This is a genomic window from Shewanella sp. (genome assembly GCF_013214165.1).
In the GTDB taxonomy this organism is placed as follows: Bacteria; Pseudomonadota; Gammaproteobacteria; order Enterobacterales; family Shewanellaceae; genus Shewanella.
In genome coordinates, this window is sequence record NZ_JABSSM010000149.1 from 1 (window position 1) to 4,861 (window position 4,861).

The following is a 4,861-nucleotide window of genomic DNA, read 5'->3' on the forward strand; positions in this document are numbered from 1 at the left end:
TGACAGAGGAGGAAATCGAGAACAGAATATTGCAACTAAATTTAACGCCAAGAAAGATATTAGGCGGGCTAACACCCCTCGAGGTCTTTACTGGTAAGCGTGTTGCACTTATTGCTTGATTCCAGCAATAGCTCTTTGTAGCTTGAGTGTCTATATTGCCATCCTTGATCACTATGAACAATAATCTTGGCGTCATCACCTAGCGTATCTAGGGCATCTTTAAGCATATCAGTTACCAATGGCAAACGAACATTTGTATCAACACGATAAGAAATAACCTCTTGATTAAACAAGTCAATTATCGGTGATAGGTACACTTTCTGCCCTTTAACTTTAAACTCAGTTACATCTGTAACCCACTTTTCATTGGGTTTCGACGCTGCGAAGTCTCGTTCTAAAATATTAGGGGCAGCTTTACCTTGTTCACCTTTATATGAGCTGTATTTCTTAGCGCGAACCATTGATTTTAACATCCTCCGCAAATCACGGTAAAACGTCAGTTGCTCGCCTTTCCAGTGGCATCCGCCGCGATGACCCCGTCGGATCCAAGCCACACTGCCTTTAGCTGTTGTTTCATGGGTATGATCATCCATACATGCCCACTCAAACCAGACATATTCACCATGAAACATGACGATTGGCCAGCTCATAGTGACGCCGGGTTGTGCCAGTAATGCCCACCATTGTTGCTCTCGGTTTTTTTGCTCTTCTAGGCCATAAAAAGGCCCGTCCTGACAGAAGTAAACCAGGTTCTTATGGTACTCAGCACTTAATATTTCATCTCGTGATTGACGTAATGCCTCACAGTGAGTTGGCCACCATGCCTTGTTTTCAGCTTCTATTTGTTCGAGCGAATACTGATCATCAATTTGAGGTAATTCGTCTTGTTTTACTGTTAAAAACAGCTCGGCTGCATCGATCATTTGCTGTGCCACTGCAGCAGAAACTCGCACGGGCGTGGAATAATCGGCAGATAAATCCTGATAATAATTAGTACGTGTTTTGGTCATTATTATTTCTCCATTAAGACCACGACTGAACGGGGTTTGACCAGATATTGGGCATTTTTAAGCTTAATATTTGGGCCCTTGAGTCTGATCGATTGTGCAACGCTTAAACTGGTATCAATCACTCTGATCCATGCTTTATTTTCTATCTGCACCGTAAAGTTAAGTGGTTCCCAATAAGTATTGATCATGACATACAAATTTTTACCGCCAACCCCCTTGCCACTGAGATGATAAGCAAAACTATGTGAGTCATAAGACAGATCAACATCAAGACTGTTAACCCCAAACCATTGAATATCTTCCCGCCAGAATCCCGGGCGACCGATACTGACATTTTCTTTACGGAATTGTATCAATTTGCTAAAAAATTGCGTCATAGAGGCATGGGTTTTAGCCCGGTTCCAGTCTAACCAGCTGGTGTCATTATCTTGATTATAGGGGTTGTTATTGCCGCCCTGAGTGTGTAGAAACTCATCACCCATTCTGAACATAGGTGCGCCATTTGATAGCATCAATAACGTGATAAAGTTTCTGGCCTGTTGTGATCTTAAGGCCTGAATTTCAGGTGTGCCGAACCGAAGACACCCACAATTATTTCTTATCGGGTTAGTCATATGCGTGGCTACCTTGTCGCCGCCAATACAAGCGAGCCAAGGTCAGACGGTGTTTATCCCCATCGCGGTGGGTGATATTATTACCTTTATTCCCATCATGGCTTCAAGCAGCAGTGGTAGTGTGACCGGCACTAGCACAGATGGTCGCTATGACTTAAGCTGGTCTGCGGAGAGTAATGCGAGTTATTATCAAATCATCATCACCGATGAAAATGGCAAACAGCGCATTATTAAGGTGATCGGGACCCATTACTCGCTGGCAGGGCTGTCATTGGGCAGTAATAAGATCGAGATCCAAGCCTGTAATGCCAGCAACCAATGTGGTGTGAGTTACTTAGCGGGCTCGGTATCGCGTAGCAGTAGGGTGCGTTATCAGCATACCGATATGCTGGGTACGCCGGTTATGGAAACCGATGAGTCAGGCTATGTGATCAGTCGCAGTGTGTATGAGCCCTTTGGTAAACGCCTCGGCGGTGAAAAAGTGGGTCTAGGATTTACCGGGCATCTGCAAGATGAAGATCTGGGTTTGACTTATATGCAGGCACGATACTATGATCCAGTGATTGGGCGGTTTTATTCTAGTGACCCAGTTGGATATACTGCTGCTAACCCTGTGATGTCGTTTAATCGGTATCTGTATGTGAATAACAATCCTTATAAATATACTGATCCAGATGGTGAGTTTTTATTGGGTGCATTTATCGGTGCAGCTCTCGAAATAGGTGTTCAAGCATACACAGGAGAACTTGGATTTAATGCTTCAAGTTTAGGTAGAATAGCAGCTGCGGGAGCCGCAGGAGCTGTTGGAGCAGGAATTGCGTCAGGGGTTGCAAAGTTAGCTGCGGTTGCAAAATTGGGCGGTGTAGGCAAGGCTGCTGCCACCTTAGGTGGTGATATATCTGCTAGTGTAGCTGGTTCAGCAATCACAGGTGGTGATATCACTATGGAGGGTATTGCTGCTGATGTTACTGGTGGTAAAATTGGTGGTGCTATTGTTGGTAATGTAGCTAAAAACTTACCTGTTTCAGCAAAAAATATAACTGGTCAAATGAAGCCGAAAGGCTCGGCAAATAGCAGGAAAGGTAATCGTAAACTGAATCGACAAGCAAATAAACAAAACAATGCTACCAAAGCGGCTAGAGAGGCAAGAGGAGCAGCAGCAGGTTCTGGAGCTGGAGGTAAGGCTGCTGGTTGTATGCGGCAAGGCAGTTGCTAATATAGCGAAATTATAGATATGTTTTAACTAGCCAAGTAAGTATTTTTTAACTTGGCTAGTTAAATTATTTATTATTTATTGTTTATTTTTTTGATTTAATGATTTTTGTTTGAGGTCTTTTCTTTCTATACCGTTGAAATACTATGGCTAAAAGAAACAAGATAAAACTACCTAACACAGCTAATACAATGAAAAACTCAGAGTTAGAGTTATTTTGGGGTTCTAATATAGCTAAATCCGGATTCCCTGTTTCATAATACACAACGACTTCTTTCCCAACAGGATATTTTTCTATTATTTTTTCTGCCTTTTCTTTTCTTCTAAAACTCTTACTTCCAAAATTAACTTTGTCAGAAGTATGCTTTATTCCATGAATTTTAAATTCATATTCAATTATAAACCTATACCCAGAAGCTCCTTTTACTCCTACATGATAGTTCATTTTTGAAGTTATAACAGTTCCTGTCGTTTGCTCGAAATGAATAGAATCAGGAAAAAATCCACCTTTAATATCTTCATAACGAAACAATACAATTACAGCAATAATTAGTATAAATGTACCAAATATTTCTTTGATTGCTTTATCTTTAACTTTTGATTTCATCAGTTCCCTTAATTTTATATAGACATTAGATATCCAAAGCTCTACCTTTTGGTAGAACTTTTATTAGCCGCTACTTTCCTTAGCTACTTTTATTTCATCGCACTAAAACGATTAGCATCATGTTTGAGAATTAAACCTTCCAGTACTGTTTTTGTTACTAACTTTTCTTGTTCTGTAAAACCTTGTATAGCTTCAAATTGTAATTTTAACTCATCATCAGGATCACGTTCACTTGCATTAAAAACGAGTGAATCGATGCTGACATGAAGTGTTACAGCAATCTTTTTTAGTACCTCAAGTGAGGGCTGTGTTGCACCCGCTTCGTACCGTCTAATTTGATTGACATGCACACCAATAGTGTCAGCCATTTCTTGCTGAATAAGCTGTTTATCACGTCTTAGCGAAATTAATCTTTCTTGAATACTCATCTTTTTAAAATCAATCGAAGTTAACCACTGACCCATGATGATATACCCTAGTTACCAAAAGAGGTTGCAATGATACCTCTTTTGGTTTTAAAATAAAAACTCTTGTGGGTATTGACAGGTTTTTGGGGGTTTTACTATGGCTCGACTAAAAGAATCAGTAATTGAACAAATCAAACGTGATGTAAGTTTATTGCGTTTGGTGGAATCTCAAGGCCATAAACCCAAAGCGCATGGTAAAGACAAAGTGATCCCATGTCCGTTTCATCAAGACAATACGGCAAGCCTTGTGATCAGCCCCAATAATTTATTTAATTGTTTTGGCTGTGGTGAAGCAGGCTCTGTGATTGATTGGGTGATGAACGAGTAAAAAGGGACAGCCATAAAAATCTATCTAATAAATTAACGAGTTAATGACTTAGTTATATTTTTAGCCCCTCTCTTTATTAAATAAAAAACAGCACAAACCAAAGCCCTGCATCACTGCGGGGCTTTGGCTTTTTAGCGGCTAATTACCTTAGTTGCTGTTTAATATCGGCGCTAGGTTATGCCGATTGTTGCTGTTTAATTAATGCCTCTAACATCTCACTGATAAATTTTTGCTTTGCCCTAGGCATTAAGCCAACTTGTTCAATCTGCTTATGCAGCAAAGATGTTGGCCCTCGCTTAGTGGCAGTTTTCACGCTTGGCTCTTCCATCAATTCTTCAACACTCACCGATAACGTTTTGGCTAAGGTGGCCAATAACTCCACTGAAATGCGCAATCTGCGAAAACAACGAAGACACCCACAATTGTTTTTTATCGGGTTAGTCATATTCATCTCGACCTTGTCGCCGCCAATACAAGCGAACCAAGGTCAGACGGTGTTTATCCCCATCGCGGTGGGTGATATCACTATTTTTATTCCCATCATGCCCTCAAGCAGCAGTGGTAGTGTGACCGGCACTAGCACTGATGGTCGCTATGACTTAAGCTGGTCTGCGGTGAGTAA

General features: G+C 41.0%; 8 protein-coding genes. 3 read left to right on the plus strand and 5 right to left on the minus strand.

The window, feature by feature from the left end; genetic code table 11:
- Window positions 1-68 precede the first annotated feature (68 nt).
- Window positions 69-1,010, minus strand: a complete 942-nt coding sequence (locus HRU42_RS20545; RefSeq protein ID WP_295033885.1) for a DDE-type integrase/transposase/recombinase — start codon at window positions 1,008-1,010, stop codon at window positions 69-71.
- Between the two features lie 2 nt (window positions 1,011-1,012).
- Window positions 1,013-1,501 (minus strand): hypothetical protein, encoded by a 489-nt coding sequence (locus tag HRU42_RS20550; RefSeq protein ID WP_295033887.1) that lies wholly within the window; start codon window positions 1,499-1,501, stop codon window positions 1,013-1,015.
- Between the two features lie 76 nt (window positions 1,502-1,577).
- Between HRU42_RS20550 and HRU42_RS20555 the strand changes: the two genes are divergently transcribed.
- Window positions 1,578-2,840, plus strand: coding sequence for an RHS repeat-associated core domain-containing protein (locus HRU42_RS20555; protein ID WP_295033889.1), 1,263 nt, complete (start codon window positions 1,578-1,580; stop codon window positions 2,838-2,840).
- 82 nt (window positions 2,841-2,922) lie between these two features.
- Here the strand turns inward: HRU42_RS20555 and HRU42_RS20560 are convergent, their stop codons facing one another.
- Both HRU42_RS20560 and HRU42_RS20565 read right to left on the minus strand, forming a co-directional pair.
- Window positions 2,923-3,444, minus strand: a complete 522-nt coding sequence (locus HRU42_RS20560) for a DUF3592 domain-containing protein (RefSeq protein ID WP_295033891.1) — start codon at window positions 3,442-3,444, stop codon at window positions 2,923-2,925.
- A gap of 89 nt (window positions 3,445-3,533) precedes the next feature.
- On the minus strand, window positions 3,534-3,908 hold the full coding sequence (locus HRU42_RS20565; RefSeq protein WP_295033893.1) for a helix-turn-helix transcriptional regulator: 375 nt from the start codon (window positions 3,906-3,908) through the stop codon (window positions 3,534-3,536).
- A 100-nt stretch (window positions 3,909-4,008) separates the two neighbouring features.
- Between HRU42_RS20565 and HRU42_RS20570 the strand changes: the two genes are divergently transcribed.
- Window positions 4,009-4,239 carry a CHC2 zinc finger domain-containing protein gene (locus HRU42_RS20570; RefSeq protein WP_295033895.1) on the plus strand — a complete coding sequence of 77 codons (231 nt, stop codon included), beginning with the start codon at window positions 4,009-4,011 and terminating at the stop codon, window positions 4,237-4,239.
- A gap of 175 nt (window positions 4,240-4,414) precedes the next feature.
- On the opposite strand, the gene HRU42_RS20575 is transcribed toward HRU42_RS20570, so the two are convergent.
- Entirely contained in the window at window positions 4,415-4,552 is a 138-nt protein-coding gene (locus HRU42_RS20575; RefSeq protein WP_295033897.1) for a hypothetical protein, read from the minus strand.
- On the opposite strand from HRU42_RS20575, the gene HRU42_RS20580 reads away from it, so the two are divergent.
- Window positions 4,539-4,861, plus strand: a 323-nt coding sequence (locus HRU42_RS20580) for a hypothetical protein (RefSeq protein ID WP_295033898.1), incomplete at its 3' end; no start/stop codon positions are given. The two genes, HRU42_RS20575 and HRU42_RS20580, sit on opposite strands and share 14 nt — an antisense overlap.

Excerpts from the sequence above, each read along its gene's own strand:
- HRU42_RS20550 (WP_295033887.1), bottom strand. The coding sequence starts at position 1,501 with ATGTTCAGAATGGGTGATGAGTTTCTACACACTCAGGGCGGCAATAAC.
- HRU42_RS20565 (WP_295033893.1), bottom strand. The coding sequence starts at position 3,908 with ATGGGTCAGTGGTTAACTTCGATTGATTTTAAAAAGATGAGTATTCAA.
- HRU42_RS20570 (WP_295033895.1), top strand. The coding sequence starts at position 4,009 with ATGGCTCGACTAAAAGAATCAGTAATTGAACAAATCAAACGTGATGTA.
- HRU42_RS20560 (WP_295033891.1), bottom strand. The coding sequence starts at position 3,444 with ATGAAATCAAAAGTTAAAGATAAAGCAATCAAAGAAATATTTGGTACA.
- HRU42_RS20545 (WP_295033885.1), bottom strand. The coding sequence starts at position 1,010 with ATGACCAAAACACGTACTAATTATTATCAGGATTTATCTGCCGATTAT.